Origin of the sequence: Litorivivens lipolytica, assembly GCF_014191715.1 — a bacterium.
GTDB classification, from domain to species: domain Bacteria; phylum Pseudomonadota; class Gammaproteobacteria; order Pseudomonadales; family Spongiibacteraceae; genus Litorivivens; species Litorivivens lipolytica.
In genome coordinates this window covers 85,967-104,438 of record NZ_JACHWY010000003.1, presented here as the reverse complement: position 1 = coordinate 104,438, position 18,472 = coordinate 85,967, and the positions used below count along the sequence as shown (strand labels likewise).

The 18,472-nt window shown below is 57.3% G+C and carries 16 protein-coding genes; 11 read left to right on the top strand and 5 right to left on the bottom strand.

The window, feature by feature from the left end:
* Window positions 1–57: 57 nt before the first annotated feature.
* The 3 genes from FHR99_RS12645 to FHR99_RS12635 all read right to left on the bottom strand — a co-directional run bounded on the left by FHR99_RS12645 (window position 58) and on the right by FHR99_RS12635 (window position 2,993).
* Window positions 58–2,154, bottom strand: coding sequence for a TonB-dependent receptor (locus tag FHR99_RS12645; RefSeq protein ID WP_183411070.1), 2,097 nt, complete (start codon window positions 2,152–2,154; stop codon window positions 58–60).
* Between the two features lie 61 nt (window positions 2,155–2,215).
* Window positions 2,216–2,509 carry a hypothetical protein gene (locus FHR99_RS12640; RefSeq protein WP_183411069.1) on the bottom strand — a complete coding sequence of 98 codons (294 nt, stop codon included), beginning with the start codon at window positions 2,507–2,509 and terminating at the stop codon, window positions 2,216–2,218.
* A gap of 85 nt (window positions 2,510–2,594) precedes the next feature.
* The gene (locus tag FHR99_RS12635) at window positions 2,595–2,993 is read right to left on the bottom strand and encodes a GreA/GreB family elongation factor (RefSeq protein WP_183411068.1); all 399 of its coding nucleotides are present in this window, start codon (window positions 2,991–2,993) and stop codon (window positions 2,595–2,597) included.
* 458 nt (window positions 2,994–3,451) lie between these two features.
* Here FHR99_RS12635 and FHR99_RS12630 point away from each other — a divergent pair, with 458 nt between their 5' ends.
* From FHR99_RS12630 to FHR99_RS12595, 8 genes are all read left to right on the top strand, one after another.
* Window positions 3,452–3,796, top strand: coding sequence for a hypothetical protein (locus tag FHR99_RS12630; protein WP_183411067.1), 345 nt, complete (start codon window positions 3,452–3,454; stop codon window positions 3,794–3,796).
* Between the two features lie 96 nt (window positions 3,797–3,892).
* Entirely contained in the window at window positions 3,893–5,284 is a 1,392-nt protein-coding gene (locus FHR99_RS12625) for an ABC1 kinase family protein (protein WP_183411066.1), read from the top strand.
* Window positions 5,285–5,403: 119 nt separating this feature from the next.
* Window positions 5,404–6,582, top strand: coding sequence for an alpha/beta hydrolase family protein (locus FHR99_RS12620; RefSeq protein WP_183411065.1), 1,179 nt, complete (start codon window positions 5,404–5,406; stop codon window positions 6,580–6,582).
* Window positions 6,579–7,952: a wax ester/triacylglycerol synthase domain-containing protein gene (locus FHR99_RS12615; protein WP_183411064.1), complete on the top strand. Its 1,374-nt coding sequence runs from the start codon at window positions 6,579–6,581 to the stop codon at window positions 7,950–7,952. Before FHR99_RS12620 ends, FHR99_RS12615 begins: the two co-directional genes overlap by 4 nt.
* Window positions 7,949–9,214, top strand: a complete 1,266-nt coding sequence (locus FHR99_RS12610) for an alpha/beta fold hydrolase (RefSeq protein WP_183411063.1) — start codon at window positions 7,949–7,951, stop codon at window positions 9,212–9,214. The genes FHR99_RS12615 and FHR99_RS12610 overlap by 4 nt, the downstream gene beginning before the upstream one ends.
* A 2-nt stretch (window positions 9,215–9,216) precedes the next feature.
* Complete coding sequence (locus tag FHR99_RS12605; protein ID WP_183411062.1) at window positions 9,217–10,086, top strand: alpha/beta fold hydrolase; 870 nt, start codon at window positions 9,217–9,219, stop codon at window positions 10,084–10,086.
* Window positions 10,087–10,095: 9 nt separating this feature from the next.
* Window positions 10,096–11,811 (top strand): FAD-binding protein, encoded by a 1,716-nt coding sequence (locus tag FHR99_RS12600; RefSeq protein ID WP_183411061.1) that lies wholly within the window; start codon window positions 10,096–10,098, stop codon window positions 11,809–11,811.
* 252 nt (window positions 11,812–12,063) lie between these two features.
* A complete protein-coding gene (locus tag FHR99_RS12595; protein WP_183411060.1) occupies window positions 12,064–13,863 on the top strand; it encodes a WS/DGAT/MGAT family O-acyltransferase in 1,800 nt (599 codons plus the stop codon).
* 85 nt (window positions 13,864–13,948) lie between these two features.
* Here FHR99_RS12595 and FHR99_RS12590 read toward each other — a convergent pair whose 3' ends face one another.
* Together FHR99_RS12590 and FHR99_RS12585 are read right to left on the bottom strand one after the other, a co-directional pair.
* Window positions 13,949–14,617 carry a TetR/AcrR family transcriptional regulator gene (locus FHR99_RS12590; protein ID WP_183411059.1) on the bottom strand — a complete coding sequence of 223 codons (669 nt, stop codon included), beginning with the start codon at window positions 14,615–14,617 and terminating at the stop codon, window positions 13,949–13,951.
* Window positions 14,617–15,363, bottom strand: a complete 747-nt coding sequence (locus tag FHR99_RS12585; RefSeq protein ID WP_183411058.1) for an SDR family NAD(P)-dependent oxidoreductase — start codon at window positions 15,361–15,363, stop codon at window positions 14,617–14,619. Before FHR99_RS12585 ends, FHR99_RS12590 begins: the two co-directional genes overlap by 1 nt.
* A gap of 113 nt (window positions 15,364–15,476) precedes the next feature.
* Between FHR99_RS12585 and FHR99_RS12580 the strand changes: the two genes are divergently transcribed.
* Genes FHR99_RS12580 through FHR99_RS12570 form a run of 3 tightly spaced genes read left to right on the top strand, consistent with a single transcriptional unit; the run spans window position 15,477 to window position 18,471 of the window.
* Complete coding sequence (locus FHR99_RS12580; protein ID WP_183411057.1) at window positions 15,477–15,932, top strand: VOC family protein; 456 nt, start codon at window positions 15,477–15,479, stop codon at window positions 15,930–15,932.
* Window positions 15,929–17,197: a sulfotransferase family protein gene (locus FHR99_RS12575; protein WP_246386914.1), complete on the top strand. Its 1,269-nt coding sequence runs from the start codon at window positions 15,929–15,931 to the stop codon at window positions 17,195–17,197. Before FHR99_RS12580 ends, FHR99_RS12575 begins: the two co-directional genes overlap by 4 nt.
* The gene (locus FHR99_RS12570) at window positions 17,197–18,471 is read left to right on the top strand and encodes an alkyl sulfatase dimerization domain-containing protein (RefSeq protein WP_183411056.1); all 1,275 of its coding nucleotides are present in this window, start codon (window positions 17,197–17,199) and stop codon (window positions 18,469–18,471) included. Before FHR99_RS12575 ends, FHR99_RS12570 begins: the two co-directional genes overlap by 1 nt.
* Window position 18,472 lies beyond the last annotated feature (1 nt).

Genomic DNA, 18,472 nt, shown 5'->3' with positions numbered 1-18,472 from the left:
ATGCGCAAGCGTATTCGGCCTGACCAGCAGGATTTGCAGAGCTCTGCGTGAGCTTGCTTAAAAGGTATATCTGACGCCGCTCTCGATATTTCTGCCCGCCTCAGGCGCGAAGTTTTTCAGCAGCGAGGTGTGATTCCGGACCTCTTCATCCAGCAGATTGCGCGCTTTCACAAACAAGGTCATCTCACCCTTGCCGAGGCTCAAGTGATAGTCGCCGGCAAATTCCAGCAGCGTATAAGCGGGGGTCGCATTTTCGTTATCGGCGACGCGGTCCTGCTCGCGTACCTGCGTCAGACGCAAGTGAGTTGACCAGTTGCCTGCGTGGTAGTGCAGGGCGCTACCGAAGCGCTGGGCCGGAATGCGCGGCACATCACCATCGCCTTCCGTAAATCGCGCACGGGTATAGTCGCTGAAAACCTCGACGCTCAAATTTTTATGGATCAGGGGCAGTGGCAGCCCAATCTGGAACTCGTAACCCGAAAACGCGGCATTGCGCTGACTGAAGTTGGCGACTTTAACCTCGTCCACTTCGGCGCCGGTGTCCTGCAGGTAGGTGTAGTTCTGAATTTCGTTATAGTACAGGCTTAACTCGGCAGTCACCGGGCCGGCGGTTTTGCGCAGGCCAAGCTCAAAGTTATGGGAAAGCTCTTTGTCCAGTTCCGGATCGCCCACTTCAATGCGCGCGGTGGCGGCGTGCTCAACGGCCTCATTGAGGTTGCTGGCCCGAGCGCAGTTCTGGCTGTTGGAGTAGAGCTCCTCAACTGTGGGTGCGCGTTCGGAGCGGTTCAGGGCGAACATGGCATTGCTGTCGTCGCGGAAATTCCAAAGGGCCGATGCACTGGCTGACAGAGTGTCGCGTTCGTCTTTGCAGTCACCAATATCAATGCGCTGTTGCTCGCCACGCAGACCGAATTCATAAGTCCAGCGGTCTAGGCTCAGCTCTTCAACCAGAAACAGGGCGTGATGGGTAATGTCTGCCGGGGGAATAAAGGCCTCCTCACCCACTGCCGAGAAATCCCGATCACCCAGTTGTAGGCCAATGGCGCCGCGCCAGTTGCCGAGCGGTTGGTGGCGCATGACCAAGCGGCCTTCATGGGCCTTGTTTTCAAACACGGTGCCGACCTCGGTGCCTTCGTCAGACTCTTCCAGCTCCTTGTGCTGGTAATCGTTGTGGCTCAGGCGCAAATCCAGCTGCTGAAAGAAGCCATCCAGTTCGAGGCCAGCTTTCAGGTCGACGCGATCCTGCTCCATATCCAGACGGATATTGGATTCGTGGTGTTCTTCTTCCGCGGCACCTGCTCCGGCTCCAGCGCCGGCACCCGCATCGTGTTCATGTTCTTCGTGAGCACCCGGTGGCAAGCCGTAATTGTTATTTGCACGGTTGAAAGACAGGCCGACAAAACCGCGCTCGCCAATCCACGAACCGCCAACCGTCCAGGCATCGGATCGTTTGTCACTGTTGCCGATGTAGCCGCGCGTATTTTCTTCCGGTAGCTCTTCTTCGCCTGCCGCGCGCAGGGCATCCAGATCAATGGCTACGCCGGGGATATCCAGATTGTTGCTTTCGCGGTAGAGGCCATCCATATGCCAGGCAAACTGACCTGCGCCGCCATCGAGTGAAAAGACACTGCTGTCCTGATCATTGACGGTGGCGTGGCGAACCTCGAAGGCGCCGTTTAGGGTGGCTGGCACAGATTCGGGAATGCGCTTGTCGATAACATTGATCACGCCGCCGATGGCGCCATTTCCGTAGAGCAGGGTGGCTGGACCACGAATGATTTCAATGCGCTCGGCCAATAGAGGTTCAGCGGCGTAGCTGTGGTCGGGGCTGACGTCGGCGGCATCCAGCGTGCCAATACCGTCCTGCAGTACCCGTACCCGATTACCGCCCTGACCGCGAATCACCGGATTGCCCACGCCACTGCCAAAGCTGGCACTGTGCACACCGATTTCATTGCTCAGGGTTTCGCCGAGACTGGCGGCGGCTTCCTGACGCAGGGCCTCGCCACTCAAGACGCCGATGGGCAGGGCGGTGTCTGCGGCGGCTTTGCCCAGCGGGGCAGAAACTACGATTTCTTCAATATGTTTGTCGCCCGCCCACACTGGCAGGCTGGAGGCGATCAGGGACGCTGCCCAAAGGGATTTGGTTTTCATAAGTCACTCTCAATACTACAGGTACGGCGCAGACGCCGAGGTTTATTCGGTTATTTAACAATCAGGCTAAGAGAGTGTTTGCCGGTGGAGCGCGGGCGGCGAAGGCATTGATCGCGGGTAGCAGGGCGGAAGCGGGCGACTGAGGTGTCCAGATTTGATAGCCCGGATTCAAGGTTTGAGCCGACCCGCCGCTCAGCGCGCCGGTCTGGGCTTGAATCTGCAGGCAGCTGTCACAATCGCTGTAGTGCGGAAGCCCGTCCTGGTGCACGTGCACTGCTGCCGCATTGCCGGCAATCAGCAACAGGCTGACCAGCAACGCGAGCAGAGTTGACTTGTAAGGGCGGTATCCGGGCACGACGGAACTCGGGCTTGGGTAAAAATGCAATATTATAACATTTTGGTCTTGCTGCAAATTACCGTGTGTTCAGCCCGGTTCTCGCTCAAGTTCCCGGATGATGGCGACGTTTGATCTCAACCACCTGCAACTGCGCCGACCGGCCATTCAAGAGCGGCCAGGTGATCGTGGCACCCAGCGGCTCGCCGATCAGGGCTGTACCCACCGGTGACAGAATCGAAATATGCATCCGGGCTACACTGGATTCCCAGGGCATCACAATGGTAACCGTGCGGCGAGCATCGGTTTTCAAATCTCGAAAGACCACGGTGTCGTAGAGGGCAACCACGGTTTCCGGCAGCGAGTCGTCCGGGCAGATATCGGCCTTGGCCAGCTCCACATCCAGATCATAGGTCGCGGTGGAGCGGCTCACCTCTACGAGATGGGCAAGTTTGCGGTAATCAGATTCAGACACAATCAGTCCGTTGTTCATTTCCATAGGCATACGAAATCCTCATGCGACGAATGGCCGTCGAACGAATACAAAAACTCCGCGGAATAGCGCGAAGCAGTCAGTGTTGGATTGGGTTTGTGGCGGTTAAGTAAACGGCGACTTAACCGCCCATAGTGAGGAAGGCACTAACTGGGTTAACCTGTGTGCTAGAGGGCGAAACAGAAATGAATGACGGTGTGACGTTCATGAAGCAAAGATTAGCCTTCCCGAAAAATAAAGCAATATCGCGGGCGCCGAATTGAAAAAATTTATTCCCTTATGCGACGACGTTTGCACTTGGCTAGCGCTGGAAATTGTTGCTGATAGCCAACAGGTTTTGTCTGTTTTTACCGGGTAAAACGTAAAAAATAACGCCGCCTGAGTGCGCTGGTAGTTTTTCGCAGTCATCGAGCTGAATACCCTGATAAACCTGTATCCGAATTCACGGAATACAGCGAAAGGAGGATTCCATGCGTACGATGAATTCAGCAGCACTGGTTCTTGCAATGTCTCTGGTGGCTGCACCGGCTTTGGCCGTTGGTGGCCTGAACGGTTCGGGTTCTGGTGCGACCTCGGGCGGCGTGGACAATAGCTCTATCGACGGCGCTCAGAATCGCGGCAACACCGATCCCATGATGGAAGAACGGGAAGACTTGGACAACCGCAAACCCCATGCGGATCGCGGTTCTATCAATGAAGCCGATCGGGCGGCCAGTGAGCGCGATCGTCAGGCCAGTGGTGATGCGCGTTTCTCCGCTGACCGTGACGGCGCCAGTGGCAGCGCTAGCGCAGATACCGAAGAAGCTGAGGAATAATTGCTCCCTACCCCATCCCCGCCTGCGGGCGGGGATTTTTCTTTTCCGTCATTCTAAGGCTTACAATCGCCCCCCCTGAACCAGTAAGCTGCCTTTATGAGTGACGATTCAAAAACGCCCCCGGATACATTAAAACGCCTGAAAACCAGTGCCCTGTCTCGGCGCTGGCAGTTGTCCCGTGCCAGTATGCAGTATGGGCGCCGCGCCATGGGTAGCGCGATCCGTTCGCGGTTGGGTGCCAGTGAGGAGTCGCAGCAGGCGGCCCGGCAAGCCAATATTGACGCCTTTGTGCAGGAGCTCGGCAAGCTCAAGGGCAGCATCGTCAAAATTGGTCAGATCATGGCGACATATGGCGACTACCTGATGCCGCCAGAGGTGGTAACTGCCTTGCACCGCCTCGAAGACAACACCCCGCCCATGCACTGGTCTGCCATAGAAAAGCAGCTGAAAAAAGAATTGGGCGAAGCCCGGCTGGCGGATTTGGATATCGAAACCGAGGCGGTGGCAGCGGCTTCGCTGGGGCAGGTGCATCGGGCGACGCTCCTCAGTACGGGTGAGTCGGTCTGCCTTAAAATCCAGTATCCGGGGGTGGATCAAACCATCGATGCGGATTTCAATGATCTGATCCGTTTGTTCAAAGTTTCGCGCGTTCTTGAATCCACCCGCAGCGTGGATGAATGGTTCAGTGATATTCGCAACTTGCTGCGCCGGGAAGTGGATTACACCAACGAGCGCGCGGAGCTGGAGTTTGCCCGCGGTCATCTGGACGGCGATTCGCGCTTTATTGTGCCGGCGGTCTACGGTGATTACTGCTCGCAACGGGTGTTGTGCATGTCCTGGGAAGAGGGCGTGTCGATCAAGCATCCCGATGTTGCGGCGCTGCCTCAGGGTACGCGCAATGAACTGGGTGAGGCGATTCTCGAACTGTTTCTGATCGAGCTCTACGATTGGCAGCGGATGCAGACCGACCCTAACTTCGGCAACTACCGGGTGCGGCTGAACGGCGAGCAGGCTCAGCTGGTGCTGCTTGACTTCGGCGCGATCCGACCCTTGCCGGATGCGTTTGTTGCGGATTTTCAGCGCATGATTCACGCGGCCTATCGCAGCGACAAAGTCGATTTTCTCGATGCCTCGATCAAGCTCGGTTTTATGAAGCCCCACTTCCCGGAAAGCGTGCTGGAAAACTTTGCCGAAATCGGGATCGATATTCTCGAACCGCTGCGCCCCCGCTCGGACAGTATTCCGGAGTCAGCGCTGACCGACGGTCAATACGACTGGCAGCAGAGCCAGCTGCCCAAACGCATTGCCAAGCGAGCGCTGGCGGCATCCATCAGTAAATACTTTGCCTTGCCGCCGAAAGAGTTTCTCTATGTGATGCGCAAGTTGATGGGAGTGTATGCGCTGATCGCCGCCTTGCGCGGACAGTTTTTTGCCGACCACTTGCTTGCAAGGCGGGTAAATGAGCAAAAAACCTCATCGCCTCAGTAGCTTACTCCCGCTTCTCTAAAATATGACCAGAGGGCGCTGGCGGCACATTCTCCTGCTCAATCGGGCCGTGAGTCATGCTAGAGTGTGTTCAAATAACACATTACAGCGCGAGGTAATCGGTGGCCGTTAATCAAGCACATACCTGGTGGGATCAGCTGCAGGCCGAGGCTGATCGGCAATCGGATCAGACCGATATCAGTCGGCAACGCCTGTTGAGTATTGCCGCAACAGCGGCCATGGACCGGGTGGCTCGTACCGGTCTCGGGGCCATGGTCTGCTCGGCGCTGGCGCCGATGCTGCTTGGCAGTGGCAAGTTGGAGCGCGAGGCTGAAAAGCTGCGCTTTTATGCCCGCTTTGCCGATGCCGCCAATATCGAAGAGACCTTTGTCGCGCCCCCTCCGGTTAACGTGGTAGAGGAGGCGCCCTCGCTGTTGTCACGCCATCGCCGTTTCGCGCCCAAAGGTGTGAATTGCCGCTACCTCAGTTTTCAGTCGCCCTTCACTCCGCTGAATCCGGCTTTAAATGAGGATTATCTGGCTCACAACGCCAATCGCACTGCTCGCGCATTACACTTCGAGCATGGTGACAAACCGCGACCGACCCTGCTTTTTATTCACGGTCAGTCGGTGGACAGTTATCGGATCAACAACTGGTGGTTCTCCCTGACCCAGATTTACGATCAGGGTTACGACGTGCTTCTGATAACGCTGCCCCACCATGGTCAGCGTGCCGGCGCATCGCACCCGGTTAGCGGCATTGGCTTTTACACCAACGGGCTGGCCGGCACTAATGAGGCCATGCTGCAATCCATCAGTGACGCGCGATCGTGGCTGAATTACCTGTTTGAACGCGGTGTGCCGCAGATTGGTGTGTCGGGCGTATCGCTGGGCGGATACCTGTCAGCCCTGCTGGCCTGTGTGGATGATCGTCTGTCTTTTGTTATCCCGAATTCGCCAGTGGTGGCGCCGGTGGATATGGCGCTGCAATGGCAGCCGGTAGCGCCGATGTCGAAAATGATGTTTGCGTTGGGCGATCTGACGATGGCCGAATTGCGGCACTGCATGGCCCTGCACAGCCCGCTGACCTATCAGCCGCGTATCGACAACGACCGCCTGTTTATCATCAGTGGTGCCGGCGATCGTTTTACCTCGCCGCGCTTTGTGCGTCTGCTCCATGAGCACTGGCAGGGCGGCCGAATTCACTGGTTCCCCGGCAACCATCTGCTGCATCTGGAGCAGGTGCACTACCTGCAGGATATGCACAACTTTATTGATCGCAGTTTCGGGATGGTGCCATGAGTCGGGGAAATGTTTCGGCTGTGGTCAACAGTCTGCTGTCGCTGGAATCCGACGACACCCCTATGCACATTGGGATGTTATTTCGGTTCGCGCTACCGAAAGGCGGCGATCGGCACTTTGTGGCTGAGCTTGCCGCCGCCTTCCGACAGCAGAGTGCGCTGAACGCTCCGTGGCATTGGCGCCTCAAAGGGCGTTCTGGCCTCAAACCCCAGTGGCAGGAATGCGCGCAGGTGGATCTGGATCATCACTTTCGCCAGCTGGGTTTGCCCTCGCCGGGCGGTGAGCGCGAATTGGGTGTGCTCGTCTCCCGCTTGCACAGTCAGCTGCTGGATTCGCGCCGTCCGCCCTGGGAGTGTTATCTGATCGAGGGCTTGGAAAACGGCCGGTTTGCCCTCTATTTCAAAGTGCACCGGGCGCTGGTTGATGCCGCCGGCGGGGCCGAAGTGTTGCAGGCGTTTCTCAGCGCCAGCGATGCTGACGACACGATCAAAGCGCCCTGGACCTGTGCCATCGACAGCGAAGTCATGGGCGGTGAGCAGGGCAGCTGGCCCAGCCCATTGGCCGCCGCCGGCAATTTGGGTAAGGCGGTCAGCCGTCTGGTGGGCGCGGGTTTGCGCCGCAAGAGCGAATTGGCGGTACCGTATAAGGCGCCGCGCACGGCGCTTAATGGTCCGGTTAATCGGCAGCGCCGCTTTGCCACGCAGCATTATTCGCGCGCACGAATCCGCCAGCTTGGCGAGGCGCTGGGCGAGTCCGACGACAACGTGGTGCTGCTCTATCTTTGTGGCAGCGCATTGCGCCGCTTCCTGAAGGAATACAACGCGTTGCCGGATGAACCCTTGATCGCGGCGGTGCCTCAGAGTCGGGTGCATCTGTCAGATTTCAATCTCGCTTTTGTGGCTCTGGGTAGTGATGAAGCCGATCCGCTGACACGTTTTCAGTCGGTGCAGCGTAGCTATGCCGCAGCCATTGCGCACCTGGAATCGGTCGCGCCCGAGTTGCGCATGGCCTACAGTCTGGCCGCCAGTGCTCCTTTTATTGCGGCTCAGATCAGTGGCGCCCAGCCCTGGATGCCTGCCATGTTTAATCTGAGTTTTATCACCATGCCCGGCCCAACCGGCCCGCGCTATCTCGGTGGGGCCGAGCTGGAATCGTTGCACAATTTATCGCTGTTGATGCCGGGTTCTGCCTTAACCGTCAGCTGCGTGCCTTGTCACGAAGGCTTTAACATCGGTCTCACCGGAGCCCGCGATACCCTGCCGCACTTGCAACGTATTGCGGTGTATATGGGGCAGGCTTTGGAGCAATTGGAGGTGGCCGTGCAGGCCCGGAGTAGTGAGCAGAATCGTAAAGTGGAGGAGGCCAAGTGAACCCACTGGCTAAACGTGTACTGGATCAGGGGCTGGCGGCCAACCAGCGTCTGGCGCAGGCGGCCGGCAATGGTTTTGACTGGTTATTTCGCAGAAACAATCTGGTGAAGTCCGGGCACACTTGGTTTGAGTTGGTGTACGACGGCGACCCGATGGCGGTGCGCTACTACGAACTGCCCGACGAAGACGAGATCGAACTCAGCAACGGTGACAGTCTGCCGATCGTGCGCGAGCAGCATCGGCGACCGCTGATACTGGTGCCGCCGCTGGGCGTGACCACGGAAACCTTTGATCTGCTGCCCCAGCGCAGTCTGGTCAAGTACATGGCGGCGCGGGGCTTTAAAACCTACCTGATTGACTGGGGCAAGCCGAAGAAGCAGCACGGCCACCTCGGTATGCAGGACTATGCCGAGCACATGATGACGCAGGCGCTGGGGGAAGTGCGGCGCCATTCCGGTTCGGAAGAAGTGTCGCTGATGGGCTGGTGTATGGGCGGCCTGATCAGCCTGCTTTATATGGGTATTACTCAAGATCCGAAGGTGAAAAACCTGATCACCGTTGCCAGCCCGATTGACCTTCGCGGTGGTGGTCTTGCCACCGGTGTGGCGCAGGCTTTGAATGTGCCGGCCCAGCTGATTCGGCGCTATACGGATTTTCGCCTGCATTTGCTCAATCCCTCGGCGCTGTCGGCACCGCCGTGGCTGACCACGCTGGCCTTTAAGCTCACCGATCCGCTTAGCAGCGTCACCACCTACTGGGATCTGGTAACGCGCTTGTGGGACAGGGAATTTGTGGAATCTCACTCCACCACGTCTGACTATCTCAACAATATGCTGCTGTATCCGGGTGGCGTGGTGCAGGACATGGCGGTAAAGGTCGCGGTGGATAACAAACTGGCCACCGGCGAAATTGATATTGGCGACAAGATCGCCCACCTCAATCACATCAGCTGTTCCATGCTGGTATTTGCCGGTGAAACTGACTCGCTGGTGCCGCCGAGTATTGCCGAGCGCATCATGGATATCGTCCCCAGTACTGACAAAGCCTTTTATGTGGTGCCCGGCGGACACATGGGGGTGATTCTCGGCAGTCGCGCACAGGAGGCGGTGTGGAGTGAGGCCGCAGACTGGCTGATCCAGCGCGACCGCAGTCGACCCCGTAAAAAAACCGCTGCCGCTCAAGGAAAATCCCGCACTAAAAGAGTGGTTCCTCCGAAAAAACAGCGGGCCCGCAAGGTCAAGAACATTCAGAACAGAGAATAAGCATGTCGACGATTGAGATTTCCAGCGCCACCATCCGGGTGGGGCTGCTGGATATGGCCTATAGAGAAGCCGGAGAGGGGCCGCTGGTGATCTGCCTGCACGGCTTTCCGGATACCGCCCACAGTTTTGATGGCCTGTTGCCGGTGCTGGCAAAGGCAGGTTTTCGGGCGGTTGCTCCTTTCATGCGCGGTTACTATCCCACGGCTGTTCCCGCCGACGGGGATTATGCGGTGACCACGCTGGCGGCCGATGTGCTCGGTCTCATTCAGGCCTTGGGAGAAGACGAGGCGGTTTTGATCGGCCACGACTGGGGTGGTTTTACCGCCTATGCTGCTGCCAATCTTGCACCCGAGAAAGTCCGTCAGCTGGTGGTGATTGCGGTACCGCATATGGGGGCGTCCCGGAACTCCTTCGCGCAACTGCGCCGTTCCTGGTATGTGTGGACGTTTCAGCTGCCATGGTTGCCGGAGCGTTTGGTGAGCAAGCGCAACTTTCACTTTATTGATCGCCTGTATCGCAGCTGGTCACCCAACTGGCCGGAATCCGAATTTCAGCTGGCTCCCCTCAAGGCTGCACTTGCGGCGCCGGGTGGTCTGCGTGCGGCCCTTGGCTACTACAGACGGATGATTCGGGGTGCCAGCCGTGACGTATATGATGTTTTGTCAAAAACCACCTCCGTGCCCGCGCTCTGGTTTGTGGGTGAGGCTGACGGCAGTATTGGCCCGGAGGTTTTTGTCGATACCGCCAAGGCCTGCAGTGGCCCCTTTGAACTGGTAAGTCTTCCTGACGTAGGACACTTTGTTCACCGAGAGGCACCGCAGGTTTTCCAGCAGAAGGTTTTGCAATTCCTGGCGTCGACACCATCAGAATAAGGTAAGCGCATGAGCACTGAACAGAAATGGGATCACAGCGTTGACGTACTGGTTGTCGGCAGCGGCAACGGTGCGCTGACGGCGGCACTCAGCTGCTACGAAATGGGCACCCGGGACGTGCTGGTCATTGAGAAATCAGATCTCGTCGGCGGTACCAGTGCCAGCTCCGGTGGCGGTGTCTGGATTCCCTGCAACCGCTATGCAAAAGCCGAGGGTGCGCAGGATTCTTTCGAAGATGCCAAAAAGTATCTGCTCAATACCACCCCCGAAGGTGACGTGCCGGAAGAAATGGTCGATGCCTATCTGACCAACGGCCCCAAGATGGTCGACTTTATGCACGAGCGCACCCATATGCGCTACGAGTCGCTGGAGCACTACCCCGACTACTACACCAACGTAGAGGGTTCGCGTACTGGGCATCGCTCCATGGAGCCCGCTCGCTTCGATTCCTCCCTGCTCGGTGAGGATGTAAAGCGTCTGCGCCCGACCCACCACATGATGCGACTGTTTAACCGCATTTATTTCACTCAGGTGGAAGCGGCTTTGCTCACGGTGCAGGGACCGGGCTGGATCAAACTGACGATGAAACTGCTGGCCAGCTATTTTCTGGATCTGCCCTGGCTGTTGCGCGGTCGTCCGCGCAGCCGAAAGATCTGTACTGGGGCGGCGGGCGTCGCCCGACTGTGGTACTCGATGAAAGAACGCGACATGCCGTTGTGGACTGAAACTGCAATGGAGTCGCTGATCGACGAGGACGGCAAGGTGGTCGGCGCGGTCATCAAGCGCGATGGCAAGACACTGCGGGTGCAGGCTCGCAAGGGTGTTGTACTGGCGGCTGGTGGTTTTGAAAAGAACCAGAGCATGCGGGAAGAGTATTTGCCGGCGCCCACCAGTACCGACTGGAGCGGCGGCGTCGCTACCAACACCGGCGACGCGATCAAGGAAGGTTTGCGTCTGGGCGCGGCAACGCGTCTGATGGACGGCGCGTGGTGGTGTACCACCATTTCGGTGCCCGGCGAGCCGGCTCCCCGCCTGAGCGTAATGGAAAAGTCCTATCCGGGTTCATGCATCGTCAATATGCGCGGCGAGCGCTTTGCCAATGAGTCTCAGAACTATATGGCTTTCCAGAAAGACCTGTACAAGGTGCACACGGATGAAACGCCCTGTTCACCTATGTATCAAGTGTTCGACGCCCGTTTTCGTCGCGACTACATCGTCGGCCCGTTGATGACGGCCTCGCTCAAACCCGATTGGACCATCCCCAAAGAGTGGTACGACACCAAACTGGTCGGGAAGTCTGACACCGTGCGCGGGCTGGCTGAGCAGCTGGGCATTGATCCGGATAATCTGGAAAAGACCGTGGCGAATATGAACGCCTACGCCAAAGACGGCAAGGACCCGGAATTCCAGCGCGGCGATTCGGCCTACGACCGTTACTACGGTGATCCCCGCTTTGAGCCCAATCCCTGCCTCGGTGCGATTGATGAAGCGCCGTTCTATGCGATCCGGCTGGATGCTGGGGACTTCGGTACCCAGGGTGGTTTGGCGACCAACCCGGATGCCCGTGTACTGCGTGAGGACGGGAGTCCTATCGAAGGGCTCTACGCGGTGGGTAACTGTTCTGCGGCGGTGCTTCCGACCTATCCCGGCCCCGGCTCAACGCTGGGCCCGGCCATGACCTTCGCCTATCAAGCGGCCAAACATATCACTGGAACACAGGACTAAAACGCACCGCCGTGGTGCCTCGGGCATCGTGGCGGTGCGCCACCAGCCCGCGTCGCCATTAAGTATTGACGTTAGTCAATATTTTGCAAGTCTTGGCAATTTCTGACAAACCTTGGCCGAACGATCCGGTAGAATAGTTCTCTCAGTTTGCTGTAACACTCCCGCCGTATACTCACGGTATGCCACGATTATGACAATCGCGCGCTTGCAGCATTTCAAGGGATTAAGATCGGATAGGACGGCCGTAACACGATGAAACAGCTAGGCATTATAGATTCAGCCTTTGTAAACCTGGAACACCCACTCACTCCCCAGCACATTGGTGGTCTCGGTATTTACGACCAGTCTACGGCGCCCGAGGGCAAGGTTCGCTTCAAGGGGGTGATTGCCAACTTTGAACAGCGCCTGATGAAGCAGCCGATCTTTCGTTCGCGGCTGGTGAAAACGCCGGGCAATCTGGATCGACCCTACTGGGTTCAGGATGCGAACTTCGATGTGGAATTCCATATTCGCCATATCGCCCTGCCCAAGCCCGGTGACTGGCGTCAGCTCTGCATTCTGGTGTCGCGCCTGCACGCCCGCCCGCTGGATATGACACGCCCCCTGTGGGAGGCCTATATCATTGAAGGGCTTGATAATATTGTCGACGTTCCCAAAGGCGCGTTCGCCATCTACACCAAGATGCACCACTCGCTGGTGGATGGTGCCGGTGGCGCCTCCTTTATGTCAGCCATTCACGATCTCGAGCCCGACCCGAAACCGGACACCAGTCGAACCACGATCATGGTCGACACGCCGCCTAGCGCGGGTTACCTGGCTGCGGCAACGGCGGTCAATCAGGTTAAGAACACCTTCTCCATGGCGAAAGGCGCGGTTGGTCTGGCCAAGGATATCGGCAAATTTGCCCTCGGTGTTGCCCGCAAGGAAATCCCGGTGCCGTCCATCAACTCCCCGAAAACCCGCTTTAATACGCCGGTGGGGCCTTACCGGGCGTTTGATGCGGCCGAATTTCCGCTGGACGAGATCAAGGCGATCAAAAATGCCGTGGGCTGTAAGATCAACGACGTCGTGCTGGCCATTGTCGCCGGTGGCATGCGGGGTTATCTGGAAAGCATTGGTGAGCTGCCGGAAGAGAGTCTGGCGGTTTCCGTTCCCCTGAACATGCGCACTCGCCGCGGTGTCACCGACGATAACAATCAGATCGGTTCGGTTTTTCTGGATGTTCATACCAACATCAAGGACCCGATCGAGCGCATCAAGGCCGTAATGAAAAGCGCGGACGAAGCGAAATCCTACGGTGAAGCCTCGCCGCTGGTTGATGTGCTGAAAGTGACCGGCATGTTTTCGCCGGCGCTGACCAAGCCGCTCATCAACATGTATATCGACAATCAGTTGTGCAAGCACGTACCGGCCAATATTTCAGGTGTGGTCTCCAACGTGGCTGGGCCTCCCTTCCCTCTGTATTCCGCGGGCGCGAAGATGGTTCGCTACTACGGCATGGGCCTACTGACGCCGGGCATGGGTATGTTCAATCTGGCTTTCAGCTCCAGTGGTCTGCTGACTCTGTCGGTGCTGGCGGATCGCGACACCATGAACGATCCATCGGTATACGTCGGCTTCCTCTACGAAACTTTCGAAGAGATGAAAGAGGCGGCCAGCAAACTGGCTGCAGGCGAAGCGGCCAAACCCAGTAATGTGAAGCCGCTGGTGCAGGCCAAGCCGGCACCGAAAAAGCGAGTGGCCGCCAGTGCCAAAGGCGCTGCGACCGAAAACAAGAAGGTCGCCAAACCCGCGCCGAAGGCACCGCCGCGCAAGGCCAAGGCCGTGAAAAGCTCTGCCAGCAAACGCAAGCAGGCCAGCCCCTCTGAGCTGGACAATGCGTACGTTGCGGCGACCGAAGCCAAGGCTGCCGCTGTGGCTAAAACGGCCGAGCGCCCCAAAACCAAACCGGCGCCGAAAGCGCCCGTTCAGAAGGTAAAAGGCAGTGGGCAGGCGGTGTCGTCGATCTTCGCCGAGAGCGATGACAAGCGAAAGGATAACGCCCTGCATTAAGTCTTGCGAAAGGTGTTTCATTAGAACCCGGTTGCGAAGTCGCAGCCGGGTTTTTTATTGCTCTGGATATAGCGGCCAGGCCACCTTATTGGGTTTTAATGGCTGGCGCTGCAAGAAAGGATTCCAGTGCGCAAACCAACTGTTCAAACATAGCGGCATCGGGTCGTTTGCGCTTGTTAGATTTGTCCTGGGCCGAGGCACGATAAATATCGGCAATGCCGTGGAAGGTGATATTCACCGCCAGAAAGATGCGCTGTTCCTGCTCCGCTCGGCTCAGATGGGTCATCGCCTCGACGAGCAGTTCGCGGAGTCTTGGTATTGCCGGAAACTGGATGCCCAAGGCGTTCTCGCTGTTTCCCTGGATCTTATTCAGGGCCGACAGCTGCGAGACGATTTTCACAAAGTTGACGGCTTTTGGGGTGTCTCTGACGTAGTCAACGAGGGGCATGATCAAGCAGCGCGCGGCGGCCTCGGCTGCGCGCCACTCGCCGGCTTCGGCGCGCTGAAAGTAGTCTTCCCGCAAGATTGCAACGTGGTGCGCATGTTTTTCGACGATCGCCTGCAATAAGCCGCTGCGATTTTTGAAGTGATATTGCAAGGCATTGCGGTTTTTCTGACCGGCCGCTGCGGTAATTTCACTTATCGAAACGGCGTCGATGCTCCTTGAGCCGAATAGTTGTTCCGCCGCCTCTATAAGTCGGTCGCGCGTGGCTTGGGAGTTCTGCTGGTGTTTATTGGCTGCGGTCATCGCCATTACATGCCCACGGTAAAACCGCCGTCGACGGGCAGCGTTTGCCCCGTAATCCAGCTTGCGGCAGGCGAGGTCAGGAATAGAACCGCGGCCGCAATGTCTTCGGCTTCGCCTAGACGTTTGATGCCCTGTCGTGTCAGGGTTTCATCCACCATGTCAGGCATATGTTCGATTACCGGTGCCACCAGATTGGTGCGGGTCAAGCCGGCGGCCACAGCGTTGGCGCGAATGCCGTACTGCCCCCAGTTGTGACCAAAGGTCTTCATCAATTGCACGATCCCGGCCTTGGCCGGGCCGTAGGCTGGTGTCCACGCGCTGCCGAAGTAGGAGGTCATGGAGGCGATGCCAATAATGCTGGCACCGCCTTCCCACTCGCTGGCTTCCAGCAGTGGGCGGCAGGCGGTGCTGAGATGAAAGGCGCTGTTCAAGTTGATTGCCAGCGACTGATCAAAGCCGTCGTGCTCCCACTCATCCGCCTGAGTCCCCCCGGCGTTATTGATAAGAATATCGAGGGTGTCGAGGCTGTTTGCCAGATCGATCAGGGCGCTGCGGTCGGATACGTCGAGGGGGGTGTAGATAAAGCCGCTTAGATCGTGGTCGTAGTCTTCAGCCTTGGGCCGACGACCGGTAAGGATCACCTCTGCTCCGGCGTCGCGATAGGCTTTGGCACAGGCGAGGCCGATGCCGTTGGAGCCGCCGGTAATCAGCACCGTGGCACCCGTGTAGTCGAACGAAATCCCCTTAAACATCGCCGCCTCCGAAAACGCGCATCAATTAATATGCTTGAATTAATAATATGGGTGAATTACATTTTGGTCAACGCGTGTCCGCGACCGCAAGTTATATTTGATGGGAGTTTCTCATGTCAGCGACCCTGCAAGCAGCACTTAATCTCGGTCCAATCGATCAGGTCGGTTTTGTTGTGAGCAATCTGGAAGAGGCCATGGAGCGCTACCGGCCGCTGTTTGGCGACTTCAGCATAATGGAAGCGCCGGATATGGACTGGAATTATCGTGGTCGTCAGGAAAACAGTTCGCTGCGACTGGCGTTCGCCCGCAGTGGCGACATTGAAATCGAACTGATCGAATGGCTGGAGGGTGAGACGCCCCACAAAGAGTTTCTGGACGCAGGCAGGGAAGGGCTGCATCACCTGCGCTTTCGCGTGACCAATCTCGAAGCCAAAGTCAGCGAAGCCGAAGCCTTGGGTTACCGCGCCATCTGGACCAAACGCTTTGCCGATACGATTGCCGCCGCCTATCTCGAGCGCGATGGCGACCCTCTGCTTATCGAGTTTTACGAAAATACGGCGAGCGAATGATGAGCAGGATTTATCTTCAGGATCTGGCGCAACCTCAATACACCGAGCAGCAGCGTGCGATTCTCGATTTCGGCAACACCCTGTCGGTAACTCTGGATGGTGACGATATCCTGAGTGAGGCCAAAAGTGCGTTGGGGCTGGATGATTTTGGCGACGACGAGTTTCGCGAACGGCTGGATCTTCTCTGTGATGCCTGGAACCGCAACCCAAGCTTGAATTCCCTCGGTAAGTTCAATCTTCGCAACAAGCTGCTGGTCTTCGCCAAGAACCGCCTGCTTATTCAGGACCTGCTAAAACGCCACCCGGAAATTCACCAGGTGCAAATCAGCAAGCCGATTATTGTTGCCGGTTTGCCGCGTTCGGGAACAACGCATCTGCTGAATCTGATGGCGGCGGACCACAGGTTGCGGGCGCTACCCCTGTGGGAGTCCTATGAACCTGTGCCGACGCCTGGAGAGGCCTTGCTGCCCGATGGAACCGATCCCCGCTACCAGCGCTGCGCTGACGAGTGGGCGGCGATGCAGCAGACCGTGCCCCACCTCGCCGCGATGCACCCCATGGAGCCTGATCATATTCACGAAGAGCTGGAATTGATGGGGCCGGATTTCGCCTCATACAACTTCGAGTGGCTCTGCCATGAGCCGCGCTGGCGCGACCACTATTACCAAAGCGATCAAACCCCTCACTACGACTACATGAAGACGGTGCTCAAGATTCTCACTTGGCAGGATGGTGATCTCTCCGGCGAGAACACCCGCTGGGTGCTGAAATGTCCTCAGCACATGGAGCAATTGCCGGTGTTGAACAAGGTATTTCCCGATGCCACCGTAGCGGTTACCCACCGCGATCCGGTCGCGGTTATTCAATCGGCCATCACCATGCTTGCCTATGGGCAGCGTATGTCGCGTACAAGAATTGGTCTTGCTGAGCTGGCCGATTACTGGATCGATCGCATTGAACACCTTTTGCAGGCCTGCGTGCGCGACCGCGACTGCCTTCCGCAGGCGCAAAGTATTGATGTGCCCTTTCATCGTTTTATGGCAGACGACATCGGCATGGTCGAGAAAATCTACACCAAGGCTGACTTGCCGATGACGGCCGAGGCGCGCGAGCAGCTAAAGGCGTTTATGGATAACCATCCCCGTGGCAAACACGGCCAGGTGGTCTACGACCTGCAAGGGCAGTTTGGTATTGACCCCGACGCCTTGCGTGAGCGTTTTGAATTTTACTTTAAGGCTTTCCCAGTTGAGGCGGAGCGCAAGTGATGCGTCAGGCAATATACAAAGAACGTCCCATTGAACCGAATCCGTCGCGCTTTGATAGCGGAAAACGAATAAACGATTTTATAAGCCTGAGCGAAGCCTTCTCCAATGTGTATCGCATAGAAACGTCGGAAGGCATCGTGCAACTCAATGCCGGTATGGGCATGGAGGCGCCGGTTATCGACGCCAATCTTGCGAGTTTTTCAGAGCAGCCCTTACACACCTTGATCTTGACGCAGGGGCATGTGGATCATGTAGGCGGCGTGGCCTATTTCCGCGAGAAGAATCCTGGTTTAAGGGTTATCGCGGGTGCGAATAACCCGGAGCATCAAGCCTATGATGGAAGGCTGGGGCCGTTTCGGGGTAACCGTTCTGCCTTTGCGTTTACCAGTAAGTTTATGAAGGCCTTTGCGCATTATCAGGAGCACGGCTATACCGAGTATCCGGCGCAGGACACCCCGGTGCCAGACCTGCTGGTTGATGAGCGGTATAGCTTTGAGCTGGGCGGTATAGCGTTCGAGATTATTGCGGTGCCGGGCGCCGAAACTAATGACTCTGTGATTGTCTGGTTGCCGAAGCAGCGAATCTGTTTCACCGGCAATTTATTCGGTTGCCCCTTCGGGCATTTCCCCAATCTGGTCACGATTCGTGGCGATCGCTATCGGGAGGCTTTGGTCGTGGCTCGCGCTGTCGAGGTAGTGCGAGAACTGGAGCCCAAGATGATTCTTTACGGTCATCATGGTCCGATTGTCGGCAGCGCGATAATTCAAGACGAACTCAAGGCCTTGCATGGCGCTATTCTGCATGTGCACGACGAAACCGTGAAGGGAATGAATAGCGGTAAAACAGTCCACCAACTGATGCAGGAAATCCGTATTCCTCCCGAGCTTCATGTGGGAGAAGGTTACGGCAAGGTGAGCTGGAGTGTTCGTGCCATCTGGGAAAGCTACGCGGGTTGGTTTCATCACGAGTCAACCACCGAGCTTTACAGCGTTCCGGCAAACAGTGTGCATACGGATATTGTGGAGCTGGCGGGCGTCGATAATCTGCTGACGCGGGCGCAGGAAAAATATCGCGGCGGCCATTATGAGCAGGCGCTGCATTTGTTGGATTTGATTCACAATGCCAGGTCGGGGACGAGCGCGAGTTATGCCTTGGCGCGCGACATCCATCAGGCGCTACTAAAGCAATCTGAAAATTTCTGGTTATCGTCCTGGCTGCGCCATCAGATTGATCTGCTTTCAGAAAAAGCCGAAGCCGCCAACAAGGAAAACTGAT

Coding starts and splice junctions, on each gene's coding strand:
- FHR99_RS12645 (WP_183411070.1), bottom strand. CDS start 2,154: ATGAAAACCAAATCCCTTTGGGCAGCGTCCCTGATCGCCTCCAGCCTG.
- FHR99_RS12595 (WP_183411060.1), top strand. CDS start 12,064: ATGAAACAGCTAGGCATTATAGATTCAGCCTTTGTAAACCTGGAACAC.
- FHR99_RS12585 (WP_183411058.1), bottom strand. CDS start 15,363: ATGTTTAAGGGGATTTCGTTCGACTACACGGGTGCCACGGTGCTGATT.
- FHR99_RS12590 (WP_183411059.1), bottom strand. CDS start 14,617: ATGGCGATGACCGCAGCCAATAAACACCAGCAGAACTCCCAAGCCACG.
- FHR99_RS12600 (WP_183411061.1), top strand. CDS start 10,096: ATGAGCACTGAACAGAAATGGGATCACAGCGTTGACGTACTGGTTGTC.
- FHR99_RS12575 (WP_246386914.1), top strand. CDS start 15,929: ATGATGAGCAGGATTTATCTTCAGGATCTGGCGCAACCTCAATACACC.
- FHR99_RS12630 (WP_183411067.1), top strand. CDS start 3,452: ATGCGTACGATGAATTCAGCAGCACTGGTTCTTGCAATGTCTCTGGTG.
- FHR99_RS12605 (WP_183411062.1), top strand. CDS start 9,217: ATGTCGACGATTGAGATTTCCAGCGCCACCATCCGGGTGGGGCTGCTG.
- FHR99_RS12635 (WP_183411068.1), bottom strand. CDS start 2,993: ATGCCTATGGAAATGAACAACGGACTGATTGTGTCTGAATCTGATTAC.
- FHR99_RS12625 (WP_183411066.1), top strand. CDS start 3,893: ATGAGTGACGATTCAAAAACGCCCCCGGATACATTAAAACGCCTGAAA.
- FHR99_RS12570 (WP_183411056.1), top strand. CDS start 17,197: ATGCGTCAGGCAATATACAAAGAACGTCCCATTGAACCGAATCCGTCG.
- FHR99_RS12615 (WP_183411064.1), top strand. CDS start 6,579: ATGAGTCGGGGAAATGTTTCGGCTGTGGTCAACAGTCTGCTGTCGCTG.
- FHR99_RS12580 (WP_183411057.1), top strand. CDS start 15,477: ATGTCAGCGACCCTGCAAGCAGCACTTAATCTCGGTCCAATCGATCAG.